The organism is Paraburkholderia terrae, assembly GCF_002902925.1.
Classification (GTDB): domain Bacteria; phylum Pseudomonadota; class Gammaproteobacteria; order Burkholderiales; family Burkholderiaceae; genus Paraburkholderia; species Paraburkholderia terrae.
This window is the reverse complement of record NZ_CP026111.1, coordinates 519,483-544,063: the sequence shown is the minus strand read 5'-3', so window position 1 is coordinate 544,063 and position 24,581 is coordinate 519,483. Positions and strand designations below refer to the sequence as shown.

At 64.1% G+C, this 24,581-nt stretch carries 20 protein-coding genes; 6 read left to right on the top strand and 14 right to left on the bottom strand.

The genetic code is table 11. The features are described 5' to 3' along the window. Positions 1-29 precede the first annotated feature (29 nt). Complete coding sequence (locus C2L65_RS02435) at positions 30-1,445, top strand: nucleobase:cation symporter-2 family protein (protein WP_042310978.1); 1,416 nt, start codon at positions 30-32, stop codon at positions 1,443-1,445. Positions 1,446-1,527: 82 nt separating this feature from the next. On the opposite strand, the gene C2L65_RS02430 is transcribed toward C2L65_RS02435, so the two are convergent. From C2L65_RS02430 to C2L65_RS02410, 5 genes are all read right to left on the bottom strand, one after another. Further along, a complete protein-coding gene (locus tag C2L65_RS02430) occupies positions 1,528-2,052 on the bottom strand; it encodes a helix-turn-helix transcriptional regulator (protein WP_007581387.1) in 525 nt (174 codons plus the stop codon). Continuing rightward, the gene (locus C2L65_RS02425) at positions 2,031-2,408 is read right to left on the bottom strand and encodes a hypothetical protein (protein WP_081921173.1); all 378 of its coding nucleotides are present in this window, start codon (positions 2,406-2,408) and stop codon (positions 2,031-2,033) included. The genes C2L65_RS02430 and C2L65_RS02425 overlap by 22 nt, the downstream gene beginning before the upstream one ends. 242 nt (positions 2,409-2,650) lie before the next feature. After that, entirely contained in the window at positions 2,651-4,168 is a 1,518-nt protein-coding gene (locus C2L65_RS02420; protein ID WP_042310981.1) for an efflux transporter outer membrane subunit, read from the bottom strand. Positions 4,169-4,178: 10 nt separating this feature from the next. Next, complete coding sequence (locus C2L65_RS02415) at positions 4,179-7,373, bottom strand: efflux RND transporter permease subunit (RefSeq protein WP_042310982.1); 3,195 nt, start codon at positions 7,371-7,373, stop codon at positions 4,179-4,181. 18 nt (positions 7,374-7,391) lie between these two features. Next, positions 7,392-8,621 carry an efflux RND transporter periplasmic adaptor subunit gene (locus C2L65_RS02410; RefSeq protein WP_042310984.1) on the bottom strand — a complete coding sequence of 410 codons (1,230 nt, stop codon included), beginning with the start codon at positions 8,619-8,621 and terminating at the stop codon, positions 7,392-7,394. Positions 8,622-9,048: 427 nt separating this feature from the next. On the opposite strand from C2L65_RS02410, the gene C2L65_RS02405 reads away from it, so the two are divergent. Then, entirely contained in the window at positions 9,049-9,684 is a 636-nt protein-coding gene (locus C2L65_RS02405) for a TetR family transcriptional regulator (RefSeq protein WP_042310986.1), read from the top strand. Positions 9,685-9,787: 103 nt separating this feature from the next. Here C2L65_RS02405 and C2L65_RS02400 read toward each other — a convergent pair whose 3' ends face one another. Beyond that, entirely contained in the window at positions 9,788-10,417 is a 630-nt protein-coding gene (locus C2L65_RS02400) for a cysteine hydrolase family protein (RefSeq protein ID WP_042310988.1), read from the bottom strand. A gap of 148 nt (positions 10,418-10,565) precedes the next feature. Here C2L65_RS02400 and C2L65_RS02395 point away from each other — a divergent pair, with 148 nt between their 5' ends. Continuing rightward, a complete protein-coding gene (locus tag C2L65_RS02395; RefSeq protein WP_042310990.1) occupies positions 10,566-11,648 on the top strand; it encodes a helix-turn-helix domain-containing protein in 1,083 nt (360 codons plus the stop codon). A gap of 28 nt (positions 11,649-11,676) precedes the next feature. Here C2L65_RS02395 and C2L65_RS02390 read toward each other — a convergent pair whose 3' ends face one another. The 6 genes from C2L65_RS02390 to C2L65_RS02360 all read right to left on the bottom strand — a co-directional run bounded on the left by C2L65_RS02390 (position 11,677) and on the right by C2L65_RS02360 (position 17,601). Next, positions 11,677-12,429: an SRPBCC family protein gene (locus tag C2L65_RS02390; RefSeq protein ID WP_042310992.1), complete on the bottom strand. Its 753-nt coding sequence runs from the start codon at positions 12,427-12,429 to the stop codon at positions 11,677-11,679. Positions 12,430-12,462: 33 nt separating this feature from the next. Further along, positions 12,463-12,918, bottom strand: a complete 456-nt coding sequence (locus C2L65_RS02385; RefSeq protein WP_042310993.1) for a DUF427 domain-containing protein — start codon at positions 12,916-12,918, stop codon at positions 12,463-12,465. Between the two features lie 347 nt (positions 12,919-13,265). Then, on the bottom strand, positions 13,266-13,763 hold the full coding sequence (locus C2L65_RS02375; RefSeq protein WP_042310995.1) for a hypothetical protein: 498 nt from the start codon (positions 13,761-13,763) through the stop codon (positions 13,266-13,268). A gap of 232 nt (positions 13,764-13,995) precedes the next feature. Next, positions 13,996-15,507, bottom strand: a complete 1,512-nt coding sequence (locus C2L65_RS02370) for a DegQ family serine endoprotease (protein WP_042310996.1) — start codon at positions 15,505-15,507, stop codon at positions 13,996-13,998. Between the two features lie 125 nt (positions 15,508-15,632). Continuing rightward, on the bottom strand, positions 15,633-16,934 hold the full coding sequence (locus tag C2L65_RS02365; RefSeq protein ID WP_042310997.1) for an ATP-binding protein: 1,302 nt from the start codon (positions 16,932-16,934) through the stop codon (positions 15,633-15,635). A 4-nt stretch (positions 16,935-16,938) separates the two neighbouring features. Continuing rightward, positions 16,939-17,601: a response regulator gene (locus C2L65_RS02360; protein ID WP_007581415.1), complete on the bottom strand. Its 663-nt coding sequence runs from the start codon at positions 17,599-17,601 to the stop codon at positions 16,939-16,941. 348 nt (positions 17,602-17,949) lie between these two features. On the opposite strand from C2L65_RS02360, the gene dacB reads away from it, so the two are divergent. The 3 genes from dacB (at position 17,950) to C2L65_RS02345 (ending at position 22,097) form a co-directional block, all read left to right on the top strand. Then, positions 17,950-19,665, top strand: coding sequence for a D-alanyl-D-alanine carboxypeptidase/D-alanyl-D-alanine endopeptidase (gene dacB, locus C2L65_RS02355; protein ID WP_042310998.1), 1,716 nt, complete (start codon positions 17,950-17,952; stop codon positions 19,663-19,665). Between the two features lie 196 nt (positions 19,666-19,861). After that, positions 19,862-20,782 (top strand): sterol desaturase family protein, encoded by a 921-nt coding sequence (locus C2L65_RS02350; RefSeq protein ID WP_042311000.1) that lies wholly within the window; start codon positions 19,862-19,864, stop codon positions 20,780-20,782. 118 nt (positions 20,783-20,900) lie between these two features. Continuing rightward, entirely contained in the window at positions 20,901-22,097 is a 1,197-nt protein-coding gene (locus C2L65_RS02345) for an SGNH/GDSL hydrolase family protein (protein ID WP_042311001.1), read from the top strand. A gap of 149 nt (positions 22,098-22,246) precedes the next feature. Here C2L65_RS02345 and C2L65_RS02340 read toward each other — a convergent pair whose 3' ends face one another. Together C2L65_RS02340 and C2L65_RS02335 are read right to left on the bottom strand one after the other, a co-directional pair. Continuing rightward, positions 22,247-23,290: an L-threonylcarbamoyladenylate synthase gene (locus tag C2L65_RS02340; RefSeq protein WP_042311003.1), complete on the bottom strand. Its 1,044-nt coding sequence runs from the start codon at positions 23,288-23,290 to the stop codon at positions 22,247-22,249. Between the two features lie 12 nt (positions 23,291-23,302). Further along, a complete protein-coding gene (locus C2L65_RS02335; RefSeq protein ID WP_042311004.1) occupies positions 23,303-24,511 on the bottom strand; it encodes a 5-(carboxyamino)imidazole ribonucleotide synthase in 1,209 nt (402 codons plus the stop codon). Positions 24,512-24,581: the final 70 nt, after the last annotated feature.

Here is a 24,581-nt window from a genome sequence, read left to right as displayed (position 1 = left end):
TCCCAAAACCAGATGTGGAGAGAGACAAGATGCACTCGAACACGGTTCATCCGTGCGACGAGCGACTGCCCTTCGGGCAGTTGCTGACGCTCGGCATTCAGCACGTACTGGTGATGTACGCAGGGGCCGTTGCCGTGCCGTTGATCATCGGCAGCGCGCTCAAGCTGCCGAAAGAGCAAATCGCCTTTCTCATCAGCGCCGACCTCTTTTCCTGCGGTATCGCCACACTGATCCAGACGCTCGGCCTGTGGATCTTCGGCATTCGCTTGCCCGTTATCATGGGCTGCACGTTCGCCGCCGTTGGGCCGATGATCGCGATCGGCACGAATCCCAGCCTTGGCATACTCGACATCTTCGGATCGACGATCGCGGCGGGTGTGATAGGCATCATCGCCGCGCCGATGATCGGCAAGATGCTGCGCTTCTTCCCGCCCGTCGTGGTGGGCGTGGTGATCTCGGTGATCGGGCTTTCGCTGATGGAAGTGGGCATCAACTGGGCAGCGGGCGGCGTCGGCAACCCGGACTACGGCAATCCCGTCTACCTCGGGCTGTCGTTCGTCGTGCTCATGCTGATTCTGCTCATCAACAAGTTCGGTAAAGGCTTCGTCTCCAACATCTCGGTGCTGCTCGGTATCGTGGCCGGCTTCGTGATCGCCGCGCTGCTGGGCCGTGTGAACATGGAAGGCGTGACGAATGCACCGTGGGTCGGCTTCGTGATGCCGTTTCACTTCGGCTTGCCGCACTTCGATCCGCTTTCGATCGCGACGATGGTCACCGTGATGTTCGTCACGTTCATTGAATCGACAGGGATGTTCCTCGCGGTCGGCGACATGGTGGACCGGCCCGTCAACCAGAAGACGCTCGTGCGCGGCTTGCGCGTGGACGGACTCGGCACGTTGATTGGCGGCCTCTTCAACTCGTTCCCGCATACCTCTTTCTCGCAGAACGTCGGCCTGATCGGCGTGACGGGCGTCAAGAGCCGCTTTGTCTGTGCGATGGGCGGCGTGATTCTCGTGCTGCTCGGCCTGTTCCCGAAGATGGCGCAGGTGGTCGCGTCCGTGCCGTCGTTCGTGCTGGGCGGCGCAGGCATTGTGATGTTCGGGATGGTGGCGGCGAACGGCATCAAGGTGCTCTCGAAAGTCGACTTCGTGAAGAACCATCACAACCTCTTTATTGTCGCGGTCAGCATTGGTCTTGGTCTCGTGCCCGTCGTCTCGCCGCACTTCTTCTCGAAGCTGCCGCCCGCACTGTCACCGCTTTTGCATAGTGGCATTCTGTTGGCGTCGGTTTCGGCCGTCGTGCTGAACCTGATCTTCAACGGTGTGAAGGGCGAACGCGCCGCGACTCGCGATATTCGCCGCGCCGGCCACGACTTCGACGGACGCGGCGGCAAAGACGACGCCATTGCCGGCGACGACATGCTGCGTGCCGCCGATATGCACTAACCGATAGCCATAGCCATCTCTACCGCGTGCGCATGACCCCGAGTCGTGCGCACGCCGTCAGCCCACCGCACCCGCGCGACCATCACGCGACCAGATTGTTGAAGTGTCGCGTCACCTTCGGCTCCAGATTGCGAGCCTCCTTCATCAGATTGAGCTGTTTCGCCGACCTCGCGACTTCGAAGACTTCCGGCGCGATATCATAATCGCCACGATCGTGCATCCATTCGAGCACGTCCGATAGATGCCACAATGACGTGCTGCCCTCGTGGACAGGCGCGGGGAATTCCGTGGCATGCGACTGCATCAGCTTGCGCATGTTCTGGCGCGACACGCCCGCCACTTCCGCGACATCCGTCAGCCCGACGAAGTCCGGCGCGGCCTCGACCAGTTGCGCCGTGGGCACCGCGCGAAGTACGTCCTTCAACGCGCTCACGAGTGCATGTGTCGCGCTCTTCGCCTCGCGCGCGAACGCGAGTGCAAGCCGCCCCGCTTGACCGACACCCACGGTGGCATCGTCGCAACCCTCGGCCGCGAGACGCTCGACGATCTCGTCGAAATCGCAGTCTTCCGCGCTCAGACGATACTTCAACGTGAAGGTGTATTCCATGTTTGCTCCTTTTCCTTCCCTGGTTGCTGCTCCTGTTGCTGCCCGTGCTGATCCTGCTCACGAGTGCGCCGTTTTGATTCAGCGATCACACGCAACGAGATGACCTTCTGACGATGCGGCGCACAGTTCTCGACAATGCGACGCAACGTTCTTGCGTGACCGGTCGCATTGCGCGGCGTACACCAGATACTGGCGATGCAGAACTCGCCGCATCTGCAATCGGTGTCGTTGTATGGGCAATACATGCGCCCCCACGCGTGCCCGGTGCCCGTACCAGGCACGACGCGCCAGCCGTTTGCTTCCGCATGGCCGAGCGCCGACTCGATTTCCTTCTTCGAATGACTTCGACGACTCATCAGTAACTCCAGTGTAGAGCGCCCTCAATTAGTTGTCAATTGACAACCAAACTGCGGATCATCAATCTTGGTTGATCCGTACGAAATGCTAACGGCTAACTCTGCACAAAAACGATCTGGAGAACTGAACTGGCCATCTGGACAAGGTTTGTAGGAGAGCAGCTCAAAAAAAACGCCACGGCATGCCGTGGCGTTTCGTACTGCAAGCAATGAGAAGCTGCTGTCGCTCGAGTCTGATGCGTTCAGCCTGCCGTCGCCGCCGAAGCGGCAACGGGCGCGCTCGCTGCGCCGTAGTCGACGGGTGCGTCGGCGGGACGCGGCTGTTCGCCCGCATGCTCGATCCATCCGCCGCCGAGTGCCTTGTACAGATCGACGAGGTTCGTCAGGCGCGCCGCGCGTGCCGTGATGAGCGACCGCTGCGCGTCGTACAGGCCGGTCTGCGCGGTCAGCACGGAGAGATAGCTGTCGACGCCGTTTCGGTAGCGCAGGTCCGACAGATCGAGACGGCGCTGTTCCGCAAACGTGTTGCGCTCGAGCGCCGCGATCTGCTGATCGTACGTGCCGCGCGCGGCCAGCCCGTCCGCGACTTCGCGGAATGCGGTCTGGATCGCCTTCTCGTACTGCGCGATCTGGATGTTCTTCTGCACGGTCGCGAGATCGAGGTTCGCCTTGTTCTGGCCGCCTTCGAAAATCGGCAGCGTGATCTGCGGCGCAAAGCTCCACGCCGCCGAGCCCGGCTTGAACAACCCGCCAAGCGTCGGGCTCAGCGTGCCGAAGCTGCCCGTCAGCGAGACGCGCGGGAAGAACGCCGCGCGCGCCGCGCCGATATTCGCGTTCGCCGCGAGCAGGTTCTGCTCGGCTTCGGCGATATCGGGACGGCGCGTCAGCAGATCCGACGGCAAACCGGCGGGAATGTCGGTCAGCAGGTCCTGGTCGTTGAGCGCGAGACCGCCCGGAAGATCAGGCGGCAACGGCTCGCCGACCAGCAGAACGAGCGCATTCTCAGCCTGTGCGCGCAGACGCGCCTGCGACTGCAGATCCGCTTTCGCCTGCTCGACGACCGTCTCAGCCTGACGCAGATCCAACTCAGAACCCGTGCCCGTGTCGTACTGCAGCTTTGTGATGCGATACGACTCTTGCGCGGTCTTGAGCGTGTTTTCCGTGACTGTCAGCAGATCGTCAAAGGACAGCACCGTCAGATACTGATCCGCCACCGATGCAACAAGCGTAATCTCCGCCGCCTTGCGCGCCTGCGCCGTCGACAGATACTCCGCGAGCGCCTGATCCTTCAGGCTGCGAATCCGGCCAAAGAAGTCGATTTCCCACGACGCGTTCAGGCCAACCGAATACTGGTTGGAGATCGTCTGGCCCAGGAACGACAGATCCTTCGGCGTACGCGATTTCGACTGTGACGCGGACGCGTCGAGCGTCGGCATCAGCGCCGCGCGCGCGATCTGATACTGAGCGCGCGAAGCCTCGATGTTCAGCACCGACACGCGCAGATCGCGGTTGTTCTTCAGCGCGATCTCGATCAACTGTTGCAGGCGCTGATCGGCGAAGAAGTCGCGCCAGCCGATGTCGACGGCGGCCTGACCGCTCGCCGAGCGCGCGCCCGCGCCAGGCGCCGGCTGCGTCGCGTAGACGCCGTCGCTCGGGAAAGCACCCGACACGGGCGCGGCCGGCTGGTGGTACTTCGGCTCCATCGTGCAGCCCGCGGCGACCAGCGCGACGGCCACTGCCATCAAAGAATATTTAGGCATCTCAATGTCCTTAGCTGGCGTTGCCCGGGCCGCTGCCACCCTGCGGGTCATGCGGATGGTGCTCGTTGTAGTGCTTCATCGCTTCGTCCGGGTCTTCCTTGTCGCCGGTGAACTTCGCGCGAATCACGACGAAGAACATCGGGATCATGAAAATCGCGAGGAAGGTCGCCGTCAGCATACCGCCGATCACGCCCGTACCGATCGCGTGCTGGCTTGCCGAGCCCGCGCCGTTGCTGATCGCGAGCGGCAGCACGCCGAGAATGAACGCGAGCGACGTCATCAAGATGGGGCGCAGCCGCAGACGCGCCGCTTCGAGCGCCGCTTCCACCGGCCCCATGCTTTCGCCCTGCTGCAACTCGCGCGCAAACTCGACGATCAGAATCGCGTTCTTCGCGGACAGACCCACCGTTGTCAGCAGACCGACCTGGAAGAACACGTCGTTTTCCAGCCCGCGCAGCGTCGCGGCGAGCAGCGCGCCCAGCACGCCGAGCGGCACCACCATGATCACCGAGAACGGAATCGACCAGCTTTCATACAGTGCGGCCAGACACAGGAACACGACGAGGATCGAGATGCCGTAGAGGATCGGCGCCTGCGAACCGGACTGGCGTTCCTGGAACGACAGGCCCGTCCATTCGTAGCCGATACCCGCCGGCAGCTTCGCCGCGAGCGCTTCCATCGCCGTCATCGCCTGACCCGTCGATTTGCCCGGCGACGCCTGACCCTGGATTTCGACGGCCGAGATACCGTTGTAGCGCTCGAGCTTCGGCGAACCGTAGGTCCACTGGCCGCTTGCGAACGACGAGAACGGCACCATCGTGCCTCCCGAGTTGCGCACGTACCAGTCGTTCAGGTTTTCCGGCGTCATGCGGAAACGCGGGTCGGCCTGCACGTACACCTTCTTGATCCGGCTGTCCGTATCGAGGAAGTTGTTCACGTACTGCGACGCCCAGGCAATCGAGAACGTCTGGTCGATGGCCGCGAGGCTTACGCCTTGCGATGCCGCCTTCTCGTGATCGATCGACACCTTGAACTGCGGCGTGTCGTTCAGGCCGTTCGGACGCACCTGCGCGAGCATCGGGTCCTTCCCTGCCATGCCGAGCAGCTGGTTGCGCGCCGCCATCAGCTTTTCGTGACCGAGACCCGCGCGATCCTGCAGTTCGAAGTCGAAGCCCGACGCCGTACCCAGTTCGGGAATCGACGGCGGATTGACCGGGAACACGGTTGCGTTCTTGTAGCCGACGAAGTGCATGAACATCCGGCCCACCAGCGCCTGCACCTTCTGGTTCGCATGCTGGCGTTCCGCGTAGTCCTTCATCCGCACGAACACGAGACCGGCGTTCTGACCGCGGCCGGCAAAGCTGAAGCCGTTCACCGTGAAGGTCGATTCGACGATGCTCTTTTCATCGTTCAGCAGGTAGTCGGACACGTCCTTCAACGCGCGCGCCGTGGTTTCCTGCGTCGAACCCGACGGCGTCTGCACCAGCACGAACATCGTGCCCTGGTCTTCGTCCGGCAGGAACGACTTCGGCAGACGGGCGAACAGCAGACCCACCGCGACGATCACCACCAGATAGATGATGAGCCAGCGGCCCGAGCGCTTGATCACGTGATGCACGCCCGAGTGGTACTTGTCGCGGCTCTTGTCGAAGTTGCGGTTGAACCAGCCGAAGAAGCCCTTCTTCTCTTCGTGATGGCCCTGCGGAATCGGCTTGAGGATCGTCGCGCACAACGCCGGCGTCAAAATCAACGCGACCAGCACGGACAGCACCATCGCCGCGACGATGGTCAGCGAGAACTGACGGTAAATCGCGCCGACCGAACCGCCCGAAAACGCGACGGGCACGAACACGGCGGACAGCACCAGCGCCACGCCGATCAGCGCGCCCGTGATCTGGTCCATCGCCTTGCGGGTTGCTTCGCGTGGCGACAGCCCTTCCTCGGACATCACCCGCTCGACGTTTTCCACAACCACGATCGCATCGTCCACCAGCAGGCCGATCGCGAGCACGAGACCAAACATCGACAGCACGTTGATCGAGAAGCCGACGGCGCTCATGATCGCGAACGTACCCAGCAGCACCACCGGCACCGCGATCGTCGGGATCAGCGTGGCGCGCAGGTTCTGCAGGAACAGATACATGACCAAGAACACCAGCACGATACCTTCGAGCAGCGTCTTGACCACTTCTTCGATCGACAGGCGCACGAACGGCGTCGTGTCATACGGATACTTCACGACGAGACCGTGCGGGAAGTATTTCGACAACTGGTCGATCTTGTCGCGCACGGCCTTCGCCGTCGCCAGCGCGTTTGCGCCCGTCGCCAGCTGGATACCGAAGCCCGCCGTCGGCTGACCGTTGTACTTGGTGTCGAAGTTGTAGTTTTCGCCGCCCAGGTCGATGTGCGAGACGTCCTTGAGGCGCACCTGCGAACCGTCCTGGTTGACCTTCAGCAGGATGTTGCCGAACTGCTCAGGCGTGGTCAGCAGCGTTGCTTCGCTGATGGTTGCCTGCAGCAGCTGGCCCGGCACCGACGGCGTGCCGCCGAGCGAGCCGCCCGCCACCTGGACGTTCTGCGCCTGCAGCGCGGCCTGGACATCCACCGGCGTGAGGCCGAAGTTGGTCAGCTTGTTGGCGTCGAGCCAGATCCGCATCGCGTACTGCGTGCCGAACAGCGTGACGGTACCCACGCCGTCGATACGGCTGACAGGGTCCTGCACGTTCGACGCGACATAGTTCGCGAGGTCGTACTTGTTCATGCTGCCGTCGGTCGACACGAACGCCATCACCAGCAGGAAGCTGCTGCTCGACTTCGTCACCTTCGTGCCGAGCTGCTGCACCGCTTGCGGCAGCAGCGGGGTCGCGAGCTGCAGCTTGTTCTGCACCTGAACCTGCGCGATGTCGGGGTTGGTGCCCGCCGCGAACGTCAGCGTGATGGTGGCCGTGCCCGAGTCGTCCGAAGTCGACGACAGGTACAGCAAGTGGTCGAGGCCGCTCATCTGCTGCTCGATCACCTGCGTAACGGTGTTTTCAACCGTCTTCGCCGATGCGCCCGGATACGTCGCGCTGATCTGCACGGCCGGCGGCGCAATCGTCGGATATTGCGCGACCGGCAGCGTGAAGATCGACGCCAGACCCGCCAGCATCAGAATGATGGCGATCACCCACGCAAAAATCGGGCGATCGATAAAAAACTTTGCCATGAGGCAGGCTCCCTTTGTTTACGCGCCCGATGCAGCGGAGGCCGCGGCTGCGCCGCTAGCTGGCTGTGCAACGGCCGGAGCCGATGCGGCTGCGTCCGATGCGGGCGACGGCGGCAGTTGGCCCGGCACGGCCTTGGCCGTTGCACCCGGACGCACCTTGTCGACGCCGTTCACGATCACGCGGTCGCCCGCATTCAGGCCACCTTCGACCACCCAGTACTGGCCGTAGGTCGTCGTGGCCTGCAGCGTGCGCAGCTCGACCTTGTCTTCCTTATTGAGGACGAGCGACGTCGGCTGGCCCTTCTGGTCGTGCGTGACGCCGATCTGCGGCACCAGCAGCGCGTTTTCGTTGACGCCTTCCTCGATGCGCGCGCGCACGAACATGCCCGGCAGCAGCACGTGATCCTTGTTCTGGAAGATCGCGCGGATCGTCACGGAACCCGTGGTCTGGTCGACGGTGACGTCGGTGAACTGCAGCTTGCCCTTCTCCGAATAGACGCGGCCGTCTTCAAGCACCAGTTCGACCTTCGCGGCGTCCGGGCCCGAGGTCTTCAGACGGCCAGCCTGGATTTCGCGACGCAGCTTCAGGCCCGCGAGGCTCGACTGCGTAACGTCGACGTAGACGGGATCGAGTTGCTGCACGGTTGACATCAGCGTCGCCTGGCTCGCCTGCACGTAAGCGCCCGGCGTGACCTGCGAGATACCGACCTGGCCCGTGACGGGCGACACGACGTCCGTATAGCCGAGGTTGATCTGCGCGGTATCGACAGCGGCCTTGCCGGCTGCGACGTCGGCCGCGGCCTGGCCTTCGGAAGCGACGGCGTTGTCGTAGTCCTGCTTCGACACCGCGTTCGCCGCGACCAGCACCTTGAAGCGATTGGCCTGCGCGGTGGTCGACACGAGGTTCGCCTGCGCCTTCGCGAGCGACGCCTTCGCGTTGTTCAGCGTCGCGATGTACGGCGCCGGATCGATCTTGTAGAGACGTTGCCCCGCCTTGACCTGCGTGCCTTCCGTGAACTCGCGGCGCAGCACGATGCCGTCGACCCGCGCGCGCACCTGCGCGACGAGGAACGCGCTAGTGCGGCCCGGCAGTTCGGTGACGACGGGCACGGCGTGAGGCTGGACCTCGACGACGCCGACTTCAGGGGTTTGAGGCGGAGGTGCTGATTGTTTTTGTCCGCATGCTGCCAGCATTACGGCAGCCGTCGCGGCAGTGAGTAAGCGGAATGGAACCCGTTCGACGCGCATGGAGCGACCTCTGTCAAAGACTGAGAAGGAAAAAATGCGTGCATCTCTCTCCGGAGAAGGCTGCGCAAATTGGCGTCTCGAAGACGCCATGACCGGACGCTCACGAATGCTTTTCCTGCGGGCGCATTCACTGCGAAATGCGCCAAACCGGGAAATGCCGCACCGCGCCACTCATCTCTTGAGATGGCGCAAAGATGCTTGCAAAGACAACAGTGACGGATCTTATCCGTTCACCCAAACGTAAGCCATCCGATCGATGGGGTGCTATTATATATACATTCATGAATGCACGTAAAAGTGTGTTAAACCGGGAAAAAGGGTTTCCTCCGGAAGATCTGCCAGGCATTAACGTGCGCGCGGAATGATCTTTATCAGGCGCGTTTAAAAACGTCAGGGGAAACCCCGCATTTATTGCAGGGCAATACGAATGGTCCGTCGAACCAAGGAAGAAGCGCAGGAGACGCGCACCCGCATCCTCGATGCAGCAGAACAGGTGTTTTCGGAGAAAGGCGTGTCGCGCACTTCGCTCGCCGACATCGCGCAGACGGCAGGCGTCACGCGTGGCGCGATCTACTGGCACTTCGCCAACAAGGGCGAGCTCTTCACGGAAATGTTCGACCGCGTGCTGCTGCCGCTCGACGAACTGAAAGCCGCTTCCGTCGATCCCAACGAGGCCGATCCGCTCGGCCGCCTCGTCGATATCTGCACCGTCTGCCTACGCGACACCGCGAACGATCCGCACCGCCGCCGGGTGTTCGACATCCTGTTTCACAAGTGCGAGTTCGTCGAAGAGATGGGGCCCGTGATGGCGCGCTATCAGAACACGATGCGCGAGAGCCTCACGAGCATCCAGGCGGGCATGCGCAACGCGATTTCCAAAGGGCAGTTGCCCGCCGACATGAACGTGCCCGTGGCGGCGTCGATGGTGCATGCGTTCATCAGCGGATCGTTGAAGGACATGCTGTTCGTGCCGGAAGTGCTGGACTTCGGCCGGCACGCGCGGCAGATGGTCGAAAGCATGATCGATGCGTTGCGCAGCCCGGCGCTGCGCATGGGCGCCTGAGAGCGCTTTCGCAAGACTTCACAGCGGTGCCCAGCCCTGAAAGCTGATGCGCCGCATGGGCGCCGGCAAGCCGGCCGCCCTTTTACCTTCATTTTCCGTTCACTCAGGCTGCCGTCTTCGCCCGCGCCTTCTGGTTCGACGCATAGATCGAGCCGCGTTCCAGCTGACCACCCGACTGCACGGCCCCGATCCATTGCTGCGTGCTCGCGACGGCCGCGAAGCGCGACTGCAGCACGACGCTGAACACGCGATGGATCTCCTCCGCGCTTGCCAAACCGGCGCTGTTTTCATATGGAACGGAACCCGTCGCGTCGTGCAGAAACTCGACGGCGAGGCCCATGTGCAACGCGTGAACGATCGTCGACGCGTCGCAGTTGTGCGTCATGTAGCCGGTCACGGTAAGCGTGTCGATCTCGCGCGTGGCGAGCCAGTCGGCCAGATCGGTGTCGGTGAACGCGCTCGGCAGTGCTTTCTCGATGTGGTGATCGTATTTGCGCGATGCGACCACGCTGTGAAGTTCCGCGCCTTCGCTGCCGCGCGCGAAGATCGGCGAGCCGGGCGGCGTGAAGTTCTGCACGACGACCACGGGAATCTGCGCAGCGTGCGCCGCGTCGATTGCGCGGCCGATGTTCGCGAGCGACGTCTGCACGTCCGGATATTCGATCGGCAGGTCGCCCGTCACATATTCGTTCTGCACATCGATGACGATCAGGGCTCGGCGGGGCGTCGGCATGGCAACTCTCCTTGATGGTTGAAGTTGGCGGCTGGCGGTTGCAGCCGCGATGTGCGCATTGTTCGCGTTCCGCCTATCGCGCGACAGTGACCCGAATGACAATTTTCGCTAGGATTGGGCCATTCGCACTTTCGAACGGGAGGCCGCGATGGCCCGCTCCGCTGTCCGTGCCGCTGCAACGCCTGCGTCAAAAGCTGCTTCAAAACCCGCGAAGCAGCGGACCTCCCGCGCGAGTCCTCAACGCCAGGAAACGCAGACGTGCCGGACCGCCCCGAAGACACCGCATGTCGTGGCGGCCATCGCCTTCGACGGCATCAGCCCGTTCCACCTGTCCGTGCCGTGTGTCGTGTTCGCCGAGGATCGCAGCGACGGCGGCGTGCTCGGCTTCGAGTTCCGGGTCTGCTCGATCGACCCCGGGCCACTTTCGACGACAGCCGGCTTTTCGATCGCCGCGACGCACGGTCTCGACGCGCTCGCCGCCGCCGACACGATCATCGTTCCCACCTGGCGCGATCCTGACGAAACACCGCCCGCCGCGCTGCTCGACGCATTGCGCGCCGCGCACGCACGCGGCGCGCAACTGGTCGGCCTGTGTCTGGGCGCCTACGTGCTCGCCGCCGCCGGCCTGCTCGACGGACGTGCGGCGACCACGCACTGGGCGTGGGCCGCCGACTTCGCCCGGCGTTTTCCGAACGTGAAGGTCGATCCGCAGGTGCTGTATGTCGACGACGGCGACATCCTCACGTCGGCGGGCACGGCGGCGGGGCTCGATTGCTGTCTGCATGTGGTGCGCAAGCTGTGTGGGGCGCAAAGCGCGAACTACATCGCGCGGCGCCTCGTCGTGCCGCCGCATCGTCAGGGTGGCCAGGCGCAATACGTCCAGCAGCCCATGCCGCCCGACCTGCGCGGCGACCGCTTATCCGCGCTGCTCGACTGGGTACACGGCACGCTCGACGCGCCGCATACCCTCGATTCCCTCGCCGGGCGCGCCGCGATGAGCCGCCGCACGTTCACACGGCACTTCAAGGCCGCGACGGGAACGACCGTGAGCGCGTGGCTGCTGGCGCAACGGCTCGCGCGCGCGCAGCAGCTGCTCGAAAGCACCGACGAGTCGATCGAGTCGATTGCGGGAATGGCGGGGTTTGGCTCGACGGCGTCGCTGCGCCAGCATTTCACTGACGCGTTCAGGACGTCGCCGTCCGCGTGGCGCAGAGAGTTTCGCGGCGTGTGAGCCGCCGCGCGCAAAGCGAAGGTAAAGACTAGCCTTGCGTGAAGTACCGCGCGACGTAAAGCAGCAGCGCGACGAAGAAAATCATCGCCGCCCACGCCCAGTTCGGCAATACATGCGGATCATGCTCGTGATGCAGGCCGTGCAGCAGCGAATGCGCCGCGCGGCCCGTCAGCGTGCCGCCTTGATGATGGTCGTGCAGCCGCGCGCGGCGCGCCACGCCCGAAAGGCTGATCGGCCGCAGAAACACGTGCTGGCGCCGCCCTTGCGTGCCCGTCGCGCGGTTCGGCCCTTTGCCGTGCTTCGCCTGGACGACGGCGCAGAACTCGGTGAAGAAGTCGTCGGCCAGTTCGTGCAGCGCGTTTTCGATCTGCCGCGCGGGCAGTTGCGCGAGCGGTCCCGTCGACGTCGCCCACACTGAATAGTCGATGCGCGTGCTCGGGCCACGGCCGGGAAGATGCAGATGAAGGTGATCGTCGGTGCGCAGCGACACGTCGATCTGTCCGCGCAGCGAGCCGACGCCCTCGGCGCGCGCCTTGAAGTTGAGCGTGCGATGCGGCTTCGCGCTGTTCACGCCGTCCTCGCTCGCGACGTGCGCGCGTATGTGATAGTGCGCGCGCAACGGTCCGAGCGGCACCGTCATTGTCAGCAGATATTCGCCGCCCTGGAGCCGGCGCAAGGACTCGCAATTGTCGAGACTCGCGCGCAGCAACGCGAGATCCTGCAGCGCGTCCCAGACTTCGGACGGCGCCAGCGGCACTCTCAACGCGTCGTTCAATTCCATGGCAGCCTCCCCGATAACCGTGCGACTGCGGGATCAGGATGTCTGATCGATGCGGTCGACACTCGATGCGTAAAACGCAAGATACCCCGCGATCTGCTTCACCCGCTCCAGAGGATTTTCGTAGCTCCAGACTGCATTCTCGATCGTCTCGTCTTCCGTTCGCAGATGGTAGTACGACGCTTCGCCCTTGAACGGGCAGTGCGACGTGTGAGTCGATCGTTCGAGCCGCGCCATGTTGACGTCGGCCCTGGGAAAATAAAACACTTCGGGACAGCCGGTCTCGCACAGCGTGAACCCGGCATGCGTGTCCGCGAAGGTCACGCCCTGGTGGATCACCCGTACCCGATGCCGGTTGGCCTTGATGGAAATCGTATGCCCCGCTTCGGCGTCGCCTCCGTGCGCTGGCGCACCGCCAGATGCATGGCCGCCGTGCCCGGCGCTACCGCTGTCCGCGTCTTCGGCGCTTCCGCCGGATGGGGCATCGTTCATGTGATCCGCTCCGCTGCTGGCACGTTCGCGCACGCTCCGATCAGCCGCCTGGCTGAACCGTCAGCCCGGCACCCTTGGCACGCGCCGCGTCGTTGTCATTGTGCGGCGCGCGTCTTCCGGGCCGCGCAGCGTCGGCTCCGAAATGCGGAAGCCACGGAGCGTGTCCGTGGCTTCATTATTGACCAAACGCGCCGCGATTGCGCGGCCTTCGTTGGAGCATCGGGTCTCTACCGATTGCAGCGGCGCGCGCGTTGCGTCGCGGCCGTTGCGAGCTGCCCCGGCGGCGATTCGACGCGTGCATTCCCGCCTTGTTTCCGCCGCCTTCTTGCCCGTTTCTTTCGGGCCGCTTACTGCGTCTTCCAGTAGAACGCGGCCTTTGCCGTACCCTTTGCCGGAATGGTGATGGGTTTCGACTGATCGTTTTCCTTGTACGCCGCGTGGACCGTGTACCGGCCCGGGCGCAGCTTGACGAGCATGTACGGCCCGCGCGACGTGGTGTCGAGCACGCTGCCGCCGTGTGCGTCGACGATTTTCACCTTCACATCGGCGAGATAGTCCGAACCGGGGCCCGTGAAGCGCAGCGACAACGGCCACTGGCTCTGCGCGGACTGCAGCGCCTTCGATTCATCGAGGCCGACGCCGCCCGACGTGTACGACACGTCGCCCTGTTGCTGCACTTGCGGTAGGCCTTCTCCGTTGACGTTGCCCGCGCTAGTGTTATCCGAGGTGGTACCGCCCGTGGTTTCGCTTGCCTGCTGCGCGTATGCGCCGCCCGACAGGCCGAGCGTGAGAACTGTCGCTGCCGCAACCGAAACGGCGCGGGCGACGATACGACGATGAGTCATTGCGTGGCTCCTGGTTTGGCAAACCCAAACGGTTCTGACGCCTACCCAGACGCAATCTGCATGCCCATCCCGCCCCATCAAGTCCCACAAACAGAACAGGCCCGAAAATCGGGCCTGTTCTGTTTGCAACGCGCGTCGCGTGCGCGAACTGTAAACCTTCCATTTTTTCCATCACCGGCAGCTTTTACCGGCCGGCGCCTGTGGCGCCGGCCAGCACGACGAGTTTCCGGCCTCAACCGAGATCGACGGGCACGAAGATCTGCGAGTTGTCGCGCTGGATCAACAGCGCGATGCTGTTGCCCGCCGCCGACACCGCCTGCTTCAACTGGTCGATGCTCGATACCGACCGCCCGTTGACGGCCAGAATCACGTCGCCCGGCTGGATACCTGCGCTGGCGGCCGCGCCGCTCGCATCCTGCACCAGCAAACCGTGCGACACGGACGCGCCGCTCTTTTCCTGCGGCGTGAGCGGACGCACGGCGACGCCGAGGCGACCTTGCATCTGTGCCGGGCCGCTGTCGGCGTTCGATGCAACCTTCGCGTCCGACAGCGAGCCGATCGTCACCTTCAGATCCTTGGTCGACTTGTCGCGCCACACCTGGACGTTAGCCTGCGTGCCCGGCGCGATGCCCGCGATCTGCGACGGCAGCGCCGACGAGTCCGCAACATCGACGCCATTCACCGACAGGATCACGTCGCCCGGCTCCAACCCTGCCTTCGCGGCCGGACCGCCCGGATCGACGGAACTCACGAGCGCGCCTTGCGGCTTCTTCATGCCGAACGAATCCGCGAGCGTCTGGTTCACGCTCTGCACGGCGACGCCAAGACGGCCGCGGCTCACGTGGCCCGTTTTGACGAGATCGTCCTTGACCTTCATCGCCTCATTGATCGGGATAGCGAACGAAAGGCCCTGGAAGCCGCCCGTCTGCGAATAGATCATCGAGTTGATGCCGATCACTTCGCCCTGCAGATTGAACAGCGGGCCGCCCGAGTTACCCGGATTCACGGGCACGTCGGTCTGGATGAACGGTGTGTAGTTCTCGTCCGGCAACGAGCGCGACTTCGCGCTGATGATGCCCGACGTCACGGTGTTATCGAAGCCATACGGCGAGCCGATCGCGACGACCCACTGCCCGACCTTGCTCGAGCGCGGATCGCCGATCTTCACCGTCGGCAGATCCTTCGCATCGATCTTCAGCACGGCAACGTCCGACTGCTTGTCCGCGCCGACCACTTTCGCCTTGTATTCGCGCTTGTCGGTGAGCTTAACGGTGACGACGTTGGCGCCGTCGACGACGTGCGCGTTGGTCAGCACATAGCCGTCACTGCTGATGATGAAGCCCGAGCCGAGGCTCGCGCTCGGACGGTCGCCGTCATCGCTACCGCCGCCACCCCCGGGGCCGCCCGGCATCTGGCCGAAGAAGTGCTTGTAGAACTGATAGAACGGATCGCTCGGATCGATGGGCAACTGGCCGGCGTTACCGCCATTGCCGCCGCGCATCGCGGTCTGCTTCACGACATGCTTCGCGCTGATGTTGACGACCGCGGGGCCATACGTTTCGACGAGACCCGAGAAATCGGGAATGCCCGTTTTCGCCGCGGCTTCCGCAGGCATCATCGCGGCGGCCGCTGGCGAGATCACCTGGGGCGCGGGCACGTCGCGATGACCGGCCACGTAGCCCGCCGACAATGCGATAACGACGGCCGCTGCAACGGCGCTACGGGTCAGTATTTTTGCTTGCATCGTGTACTCCTGATTGGGAGAGTTGACTCTTTGATGAGTCGAAGAGTACGTGGCGTCGCTTAAATCAATCTTAAACAATGCCAACTAGATGAAAGCCTTGCGCAAACCCTTGCTGGACAAGGGATTCAGAAACGCACGTTGACCCGCAGACCGCCCGACGCGGAGTCGTCGAGTGTGACATTCGCGTGATGCTGAAGCGCGATGCGCCGCACGATCGCGAGACCGAGGCCGCTGCCCGCAACGTCGGTGCGCGCGCGGTTTGCGCCCGCGCCAACGCGGTAGAAGCGATCGAATACGCGGTCGCGTTCGTCGGGCGGAATGCCGGGGCCGCTGTCGGCGATCTGCACGAGCGGCCGGCCGTCTTCGACGCGCAGGCAGACATCGACGCGCCCGCCGTCCGGCGTGTATTTGGTTGCGTTGTCGATCAGGTTGTTGAGCATCACGCGCAGCGATTCGGCATCGCCTGTGACGGTTGCGGGCTCGCTAGCCTCGATGCCGAGATCGACGCCGCGCTTCTGCGCGAGAGGCAGGTGAGCAGTCACGCATTCATGCACGAGCGCGTCGAGATCGACACTGCCCGTTGCCGCGTGTCCATCCGGCTCGGAACGCGCGAGCGCGAGTAGCTGCTCGGCAAGACGCGTCGCGCGCGTGACACCCGCCTGCAGATCGACCAGCGCTTCGCGGCGCTCGGTTTCGTCATGCGCGCGCGCCACCAGTTGCGACTGGATCTGCACGGCGGCAAGCGGCGTGCGCAGTTCGTGCGCGGCATCGGCGACGAAGGCCTTTTGCGTATCGAGCGCAATGGCGAGCCGTTCCAGCAGGCCGTTCAGCGCGCGCACGAGCGGTTGTACTTCGAGCGGCAGGCGCGAATCGGGCAGAGGATCGAGCGCTTCGGGATGGCGCGTATCGAGCGCGCCCGTGACGCGCCGCAAAGGCGCGAGCCCGCGCCCAACCACGCCCCACACTGCAACGCCCATCAGCGGCAGCAGCACGATCAGCGGCCACAGCGTACGTAGCGCGACGTTCGCCGCGAGCCGGTTGCGCACCGACAGCGGCTGCGCGAGCTGCACCACGTTATCGCCGACGATCGCACCATACACGCGCCAGTCGCCGCGCTCGGTGCGCTCCGTCGAAAAGCCGAGTTCGGCGCGCGGCGCGAGCGGCGCGCGCGGATGCGAGTAGTACATCAGCACGCCGTTGCGATTCCAGATTTGCAGCACGATGCCTTCGTCGCCTGTATCGCGCGAGCTGAGCACTTGCGAGAACGGCTCGGCAGGCAGCGCGGCCGCGATTTCCTGCAACTGGTAATCGAACAGTTCGTTGGCTTCGGCGAGCGCCTGTCGGTAGATGAGCCAACCCGCAATGCCGACGCCGAGCAACACGATAGCGAGCAGCCAGAACAGCAATTGACGGCGAATCGAACGCATCGTGTCAGGCTTCCTTGGCGATCATGTAGCCGAGACCGCGCACGTTGCGTATCAGTTCCGCGCCGAGCTTCTTGCGCAGCGCGTGAATGTAGACCTCGACGGTATTGCTGCCGATCTCCTCGCCCCAGCCGTACATCTTCTCTTCGAGCTGGCTCTTCGACAGCACCGCGCCCGGGCGCGCGATCAGCGCGGCGAGCAACGCGAACTCGCGCGCGGACAGCGCGACGGGCGCCCCGTCGAGCGTCACCTGATGCGAGGCGGGATCGAGCGTGAGATTGCCGTGGCGGATCGTCGATTCGCTGCGCCCCGACTGGCGGCGAATCAGCGCGCGCATCCGCGCGCCCAGTTCGTCGAGATCAAACGGTTTTACCAGGTAATCGTCGGCGCCCGCATCGAGTCCTTTCACGCGATCCGCGACGGCGTCCCGCGCGGTGACGATCAGCACGGGCAACTGATGACCCCGCGCGCGCAGCGTGCGCAGCACATCGAGGCCGTCACGCTTCGGCAAGCCGAGATCGAGCAGCACGAGATCGTAAGGCTGGCCCGCGACCGCGTTCAACGCCGATTCGCCGTCCTGCACCAGGTCTACCGCGAAGCCTTCGCCGCGTAGCGCCTTGCGCACGCCCTCCGCGATCATGCGGTCGTCTTCAACGAGAAGTATGCGCATCGCTATCCATCCGCTCCGGCTGTTCCGGCACTCGCGTCCCGGCCATGTGTTTTCGATGCCAGCATTCTAGCGCCCGAGTGCTTTTTTCATCCCTGATGGATGCTGGCTGCATATCGGCTTTGCACGCTGCGCCGCGATTGCGTGACGCGCACGAAACACACGACATCATTTTTTTCGCGACGTCATCGCAACTCTCTACAATGAGCGCTTTTGCACGGCGCAGCTGATTTTGCAGGCCTGGCGTGACATTCGTTGCACTCGTCGCGCTTGCATTTGGCTTTCCGCGCCGCCCGCCGCGCATCGCTATTTCGCTGCTATTTCGCTGCTTTTTGCCGATCCTGTCCGTACATGCCGCTCGCCTTCGTTTCACTTGCCTCGTCGTATGCCTGTTCGCTCGGGCGCCGCTTCAGGACGCTGACGTCCGCTCACGCTGACCCGGCGGCTGCGCTGTCCACAACCGGTCGCGCCGTCACGCCGACGCCGTCACTTTCGCCTTCCCACCGCCGCGCCGCCGCGCGCGCTGCTGCCGTTCTGTTCGCATGCGCCGCGCTCGCCGTCGCCGCGCCCGCCGACGCGCGCAAGAAAGCGCAGCAACCCGCCGTCAACGTCACCACCGTATTGCCGCCTGCCGTGATGGCGGGCCTGCAACGCGCGCACGTGCCGCTGTCGTCGATCAGCGTGGTCGTCGAGAAGGTCGGCGACCGCACGCCTGTGCTCGCGCTGAACGCCGGCAAGCCGATGATGCCCGCCTCGACGATGAAACTCGTCACCACCTACTCGGGCCTGTCGCTACTCGGCCCCGACTACCGCTGGAAGACGACGGCGTACGCGCAGGGCAACATCGACGGCAACGGCGTGCTGCACGGCAATCTGTACATCCAGGGTACGGGCGACCCGAAGCTCGTGCCCGAAGAGCTGATCGATCTCGTCCAGAAGATTCACAAGGCGGGCATCACGGGCATCGACGGCGCGCTCGTGCTCGACAAGCGCTTCTTCGATCCATCTACTCGCGATCTGCCCGCCTTCGACAGCGACGTCAATTCGCCCTATAACGTCGGCCCCGATCCGCTGCTGTACGCGTTCAAGTCGCTGTCATTCACGATGTCGCCGTCCGAGGACGGCAAGGTGCAGATCGACGTGCTGCCCGCGCTCGCGCAATTGCAGATCGACAACGAATTGCATGCGACGCGCGGCCCGTGCCGCGGCGAACTGGTGACGCCCGCCGTCACACCGGCGGCGAATGGCGTGGTCAATGCGTCGTTCATCGGTGACTATCCGGTGCGCTGCGGCGAGCGCACCGTCAACGTGGCCGTGCTCGATCACACCACGTTCTTCGCGGGCGGCTTCCTCGCGCTGTGGCAGCAGACGGGCGGCACGTTCAACGGGACGACGCGCGAAGGCCCCGTACCCATCGACGCAAAACTCGTCGCGACCCATCAGGGGCCGATGCTGTCCGACATCGTTCGCGACATCAACAAGTTCAGCAACAACACGATGGCGCGCAATCTTTTTCTGACGATCGGCGCCGTCATCAACCGGCCGCCCGCGACGCCCGCGAAGTCGGCGGAAGCAATCGAATCGTTCCTGCATCGCAGCGCGATGCCGATGGAATATCTGAGCCTCGACAACGGCTCGGGCCTTTCGCGCGACGAGCACATCACCGCGCTCGCACTCGCCGATCTGCTGCAAAGCGCGAACGCCAGCCCCGTCGCGCAGGTGTTCGTCGATTCGCTGCCTATCGTCGGTGTGGACGGCACGATGCGCAATCGCCTGACGTCGAAGCCCGTCAACGGCAACGCGCACATCAAGACGGGCACACTGCGCGACGTGCGCGCGATCGCAGGCTATGTCGCATCGTCCGATGGACAAAGCTATGTCGTCGTCAGCCTGATCAACGATCCACACGCGGAAGCCGCGCGCGCCGCGCATGACGAACTGCTCGAATGGGTGTATCAGGGGCCGTCCGCGATGCTCGCCAGCGCCGCCGCGCCGGCCACGACAGAAGCCGCGGACGAGCCGCGTCGCAAGATCAGGAAAAACCCTCAGAAGCGCGGCGCGCACTGAGGATTCCTTCTATTGAAGCGGTGCGCGGCGCGTCGCGAGGCGTTGTACGCTGTCGGGCAGTATGAAAAAGGCGCAGACAAACAAGCATGACGGCGTGCGCCACAGGCGCCGCATGATGAACAGCGCCGCATTCAAACAATAAAGACAATGCCGGCCTCCTCGAGGAGGCCGCAGGGACCCTCGGAGGGAGACGTCAATGCAATTCGATGCCGAATTGCTTCTGCTCGCCATGGCGCCGATCTTTCTCGCGTGCATCGGCTGGGAGGCGTGGCGCGCGCAGCGCACACAGCCCGAAGCGCGCATGTACAGCTGGCGCGACACGTTGTGCAATACCGCGCTCGCGCTGATGCACCAGGGCGCCGACAAGCTCGCGTGGCTGTTCGTCATTCCCGTCTATGCGTATTGCTACGAGCACTACCGCCTGCTCGACTGGCATGCGGGCTGGGTGTCGTTCGTCGTGCTGTTCGTCGCGCAGGATCTGCTCTACTACGTGTTTCACCGCTGCAGCCATCGCGTGCGCTGGCTGTGGGCCGCGCATGTCGTGCATCACTCGTCGGAGCGGATGAACTTCTCGACGGCGTTTCGCCAGAGCCTCATGTATCCCGTTGCGGGCATGTGGCTCTTCTGGATTCCGCTCGCGTTTCTCGGCTTTCCGCCGAAGCAGATCGTCGGCGTCGTGCTGATCAATCTGGGGTTTCAGTTCTTCGTGCATACGCAGTCGATCGGCAAGCTCGGCTGGCTCGAATACGTGCTGAACACGCCGTCGATCCATCGCGTGCATCACGCGCGCAACGACCGGTATATCGACCGCAACTATGCGGGCGTGCTGGTGATCTGGGACCGGCTGTTCGGCAGCTATGTCGACGAAGATCCGAATGAGCGACCCGTGTATGGGATCGTCGAGCCGCTTCATACATTTAACCCGTTGAAGGCGACGTTTCATGAATGGGCTTCGATGGCGCAGGACTTCGTGCAGGTGCGCGGCTTGCGCAACAGGCTGAGCGCGCTATTCGCGCCACCCGCGTGGGCCGTGCAGTATCACGCGAGCCTGCGCGGCGGCGAGCTTGCGCCCGATACCGCTGGACACACACAACAGAACAACAACGCGGCCGTCTAGAGGCTGCGATAACAGGGAAGGCTTTGCAGGTTCGTCGCCGCGTCCAGACGACGCCTGCATCAAATGGCTCACGAGACACCAGACTCAGGCCAGATACATACGAGGAGATAAGGACCTTATGAAGCAAGCATCAAACAACACGGGCGTCGTGCGCTACGCGCGCATCGCCGTCGCCTGCGCGGCATTCGCCATGCTCGTCGCATGCGGCGGCGGCAGTGACAACAACAATAACAACAACGCGAGCGCCACGCCTGCGGGCGGGGTCAAACTGCAGGTGGTGTCGTTCGGGGACAGTCTGTCGGATGTCGGCACATATTCGCCCGTGATCACATCGAGCTTCGGCGGCGGACGCTTCACGACGAACCCCGGTGAAGTGTGGACGCAGAAAGTCGCCGAGTACTACGGCGATACGCTGACGCCGGCCTACCTGGGCGGCTTCGGCAAGCCGCTCGCGGCAAATGGCGGCTTCGGCTACGCACAGGGAGGCTCGGATGTGTCGCGCGTAGACGGTAATGGCTTCGCGCCTAACAGCCAGGCGGCCACGACGTGGCCGGTGACGCAGCAGGTTCAGCAATACCTGACCGATCACGGCAGCTTCAATTCGAATCAGCTCGTGCTGATCAATGGCGGCGCCAACGATATCCTGCAGAACCTGTCCGCAATGCTGACGTCGATCTCGACGCAGGTCGCGGCCAATCCGACTCAGGCTTCGCAAATCGTGCAGTCGGTCGCGGCGAGCACCGTCGGCCCGATGGCGCAGACACTCGCGACGCAGATCGGCACGATCCTCGCGAAAGGCGCGACGCATGTGGTCGTGATGGACGTGCCCGATATCGGCAAGACGCCGCTGGCTGCGCAGCTTGCCACGCAGTTGGGGTCGACGCAGGTTCCTTCGATTGTTTCCGGCATCGTCGCGACTTATAACGGCGTGCTGCAGCAGGCGCTTGCCGTTGGCGGCCTGTCGACCAAGGTGGTCTTTGTGTCGACCAGCGGCTGGCTCACGCCGCTGCTCGCCAATCCGTCGGCGCAAGGGTTCAGCAATACGACGGGCACGGCCTGCAACATCACGCAGATGGCCGCGAACGCAACGGCTTACGCGACGGCGAACCCTTCCGTGCTGGTCGGCGGCATGACGGCTGCGCAGTATGGCCAGCAATTCGCGTCGTCGCTGTTCTGCTCGCCGAACACGTTGACGGTCGCGGGCGCGGACCAGTCGTATGTGTTCGCCGACACGATCCACCCGACGACGCATGCGCATGCCGCGTTTGCGACGTATGTCGAAGGGAAGATCGCGGCGACGGGTCTCGGCAAGTAAGCGGCATCCGGCGGGTTGCCCCGCCGCTTTCAGTTTCGCTCGATGTGAAAAAAGCCCGGCTCTCACGAGTCGGGCTTTTTGATTGGGTACGTCTGCTTTTGCGATTGCGTTTTTGATCGCGCGGCATGCGTGCCGCGCGTAGCCGAACGTCAGGCGTCGTGCGCCTCGAACGCCGCGGCCGCGCGTCCCAGCCGGTCGTTGACGGCGATCCACTCGATCGTATCTGGCAACTTCTCGATCAATATCCGCGTGACATTCGCGCGATCCAGCGCACGCAGCAAGCCATACAGATCGCGCGCATACAGATGCGGATCTTCCGGCGCGGCGACAAAATGCACGCCCTCCGCTTCTGCCCACTGCCCTGCGCGCGAAACACGCGCGACCAGCGCAACGCGTTCGCCGGGCGCCCGCGCGGCCAGCAACGGCTCGAGCACATCGAACGGCAGCAACGCAAGCGGCGTGCGCGGCGCATAGTGCGCCTTCAACGTACCGGATGCACGCGGCGCGCTCGCGTCCGAGCCGTCGGGCAGACGCGGCATTTCGCCGAGCACGTCGGCGATGTCTTGCGGCGTCACGTGTCCCGGCCGCAGCAGCGCGGGAAAGCCGCGCGACAGATCGACGATCGTCGATTCGATGCCCACATCCGACGATCCGCCGTCGAGCACGTGAATCGCATCGCCGAATTCCTCGCGCACATGTTGGGCAGTAGTCGGACTGACGTGACCGAAGCGGTTCGCCGACGGCGCAGCCACGCCGCCATGTCCATTACGCAACGCACTGAACGCCGTGAGCAATGCCTGCGCAACAGGATGCGACGGACAACGCAATCCAACTGAATCCTGGCCGCCGCTCACTGCCGCCGGAATATGCGCGGCGCGTTTAAGAATCAACGTAAGCGGACCCGGCCAGAACGCGTCGATCAGACGCTGCGCATCGGACGGCAGTTGTTCGACCCAATAGTTCGGATCGCCGCCCGGCGCCAGATGCACGATCACGGGATGATTCGCCGGCCTGCCCTTCGCCGCATAAATGCGTGCGACAGCATCAGGACTTTCGGCATCGCCGCCCAGCCCGTAGACGGTCTCCGTGGGAAACGCGACGAGTTGCCCTGCATCGAGCAGCGCCGCAGCACGCGCGATCTCGTCGGCGCCGACGCTCGATGTCACGTCGGCAGGTTTCGTTTGATCCGGCATAAAGGCTCGTGCTCAGCTCGTCGGGATATGCAACAGGCGCGCACAATCGCGTGCGGCCGCGCGCGCGTGTTCGAGCGTCGCGGCCGTGAAGTTCACGTGGCCCATCTTGCGGCCGGGACGCGCGTCTTCCTTGCCGTATAGATGCAGACGCGCTTCCGGCATCGCAGCCACTTCGTGCCACGGCGGCGTGACCGCGGCGCTGGGCCGCTCGCCCTTCCCGTTGACCGGGAACCACACGTCGCCGAGGATGTTCAGCATCACGGCGGGCGAATGCTGGCGCGTGTCGCCGAGCGGCATGCCTGTCATTGCGCGCACCTGCTGTTCGAACTGGCTCGTCGCGCAGGCGTCGACCGTGTAGTGGCCGGAGTTGTGCGGACGCGGCGCCATTTCGTTCGCGACCAGCGTGCCGTCTTCGAGAATGAAGAACTCGACGCACAGCACACCGACATAGCCGAGCTTGTCCGCGATCTGCAGCGCGGCCTGCTGTGCCTGCTCGACGAGCGTCGCGCTCGCGTCTGGCGCGGGAACGATGGTGTGCGACAGCACGCCGTTGCGATGCGTGTTCTGCGCGAGCGGATACACGGTCGAGCAACCCGTCGCGCCGCGCGCGATCAGCGCCGACACTTCGAACTTCAACGGCAAACGCTTTTCGAGCACGCACGGCACGCCGCCCAGCGACGCATGCGCCGCGCGCACTTCGGCCGCGTTGCCGACCCGCACCTGCCCCTTGCCGTCGTAGCCCATGCGCGCAGTCTTCAGAATGCCGGGCAGCACGGCTTCGAGCGCGGCATCATTGAGCGCAGCGAGCGCATCCGATGATTCGATCACGACATGCGGTGCCACGGGCACACCCGACGAAGCGATGAAGCGCTTCTCCGCAATGCGATCCTGCGCAACGGCGACGCAGCGCCCTGCCGGGCTGACGAACGTGGTGCGCGCAAGGAAATCGAGGCTCGCGGCCGGCACGTTCTCGAACTCGGTCGACACCGCCGCGCATAGCCGCGCGAGTTCGGTGAGAGCCGCTTCGTCGTCGTAGGCGGCACGCAGATGGCGATCGGCAACAGCGCCCGCCGGACTGGTCTCGTCCGGATCGAGCACGGCGACGCGATAGCCCATCGCCTGCGCGGCGAAGCAGAACATGCGGCCGAGCTGGCCGCCACCGACCATGCCAAGCCATGCGCCGGGCAGAATCGGTGATACCGGAGTGTTGTCTGGATTCATCTTGGTGGTCGGTCGCGGCCGATGTGGGGATCGGCCGGGTGAAACATTGAACTGCGACATTGGAGTACGA

What these genes read in the sequence shown, in the direction of transcription:
- C2L65_RS02345 (WP_042311001.1), top strand. Translation starts at nt 20,901, where the DNA reads ATGAAGCAAGCATCAAACAACACGGGCGTCGTGCGCTACGCGCGCATC.
- C2L65_RS02385 (WP_042310993.1), bottom strand. Translation starts at nt 12,918, where the DNA reads ATGAACGATGCCCCATCCGGCGGAAGCGCCGAAGACGCGGACAGCGGT.
- C2L65_RS02360 (WP_007581415.1), bottom strand. Translation starts at nt 17,601, where the DNA reads ATGCGCATACTTCTCGTTGAAGACGACCGCATGATCGCGGAGGGCGTG.
- C2L65_RS02415 (WP_042310982.1), bottom strand. Translation starts at nt 7,373, where the DNA reads ATGGCAAAGTTTTTTATCGATCGCCCGATTTTTGCGTGGGTGATCGCC.
- C2L65_RS02365 (WP_042310997.1), bottom strand. Translation starts at nt 16,934, where the DNA reads ATGCGTTCGATTCGCCGTCAATTGCTGTTCTGGCTGCTCGCTATCGTG.
- C2L65_RS02400 (WP_042310988.1), bottom strand. Translation starts at nt 10,417, where the DNA reads ATGCCGACGCCCCGCCGAGCCCTGATCGTCATCGATGTGCAGAACGAA.
- C2L65_RS02420 (WP_042310981.1), bottom strand. Translation starts at nt 4,168, where the DNA reads ATGCCTAAATATTCTTTGATGGCAGTGGCCGTCGCGCTGGTCGCCGCG.
- C2L65_RS02375 (WP_042310995.1), bottom strand. Translation starts at nt 13,763, where the DNA reads ATGACTCATCGTCGTATCGTCGCCCGCGCCGTTTCGGTTGCGGCAGCG.
- C2L65_RS02435 (WP_042310978.1), top strand. Translation starts at nt 30, where the DNA reads ATGCACTCGAACACGGTTCATCCGTGCGACGAGCGACTGCCCTTCGGG.
- C2L65_RS02335 (WP_042311004.1), bottom strand. Translation starts at nt 24,511, where the DNA reads ATGAATCCAGACAACACTCCGGTATCACCGATTCTGCCCGGCGCATGG.
- C2L65_RS02395 (WP_042310990.1), top strand. Translation starts at nt 10,566, where the DNA reads ATGGCCCGCTCCGCTGTCCGTGCCGCTGCAACGCCTGCGTCAAAAGCT.
- C2L65_RS02425 (WP_081921173.1), bottom strand. Translation starts at nt 2,408, where the DNA reads ATGAGTCGTCGAAGTCATTCGAAGAAGGAAATCGAGTCGGCGCTCGGC.
- C2L65_RS02410 (WP_042310984.1), bottom strand. Translation starts at nt 8,621, where the DNA reads ATGCGCGTCGAACGGGTTCCATTCCGCTTACTCACTGCCGCGACGGCT.
- C2L65_RS02350 (WP_042311000.1), top strand. Translation starts at nt 19,862, where the DNA reads ATGCAATTCGATGCCGAATTGCTTCTGCTCGCCATGGCGCCGATCTTT.
- C2L65_RS02390 (WP_042310992.1), bottom strand. Translation starts at nt 12,429, where the DNA reads ATGGAATTGAACGACGCGTTGAGAGTGCCGCTGGCGCCGTCCGAAGTC.
- C2L65_RS02340 (WP_042311003.1), bottom strand. Translation starts at nt 23,290, where the DNA reads ATGCCGGATCAAACGAAACCTGCCGACGTGACATCGAGCGTCGGCGCC.
- dacB (WP_042310998.1), top strand. Translation starts at nt 17,950, where the DNA reads ATGCCGCTCGCCTTCGTTTCACTTGCCTCGTCGTATGCCTGTTCGCTC.
- C2L65_RS02370 (WP_042310996.1), bottom strand. Translation starts at nt 15,507, where the DNA reads ATGCAAGCAAAAATACTGACCCGTAGCGCCGTTGCAGCGGCCGTCGTT.
- C2L65_RS02405 (WP_042310986.1), top strand. Translation starts at nt 9,049, where the DNA reads ATGGTCCGTCGAACCAAGGAAGAAGCGCAGGAGACGCGCACCCGCATC.
- C2L65_RS02430 (WP_007581387.1), bottom strand. Translation starts at nt 2,052, where the DNA reads ATGGAATACACCTTCACGTTGAAGTATCGTCTGAGCGCGGAAGACTGC.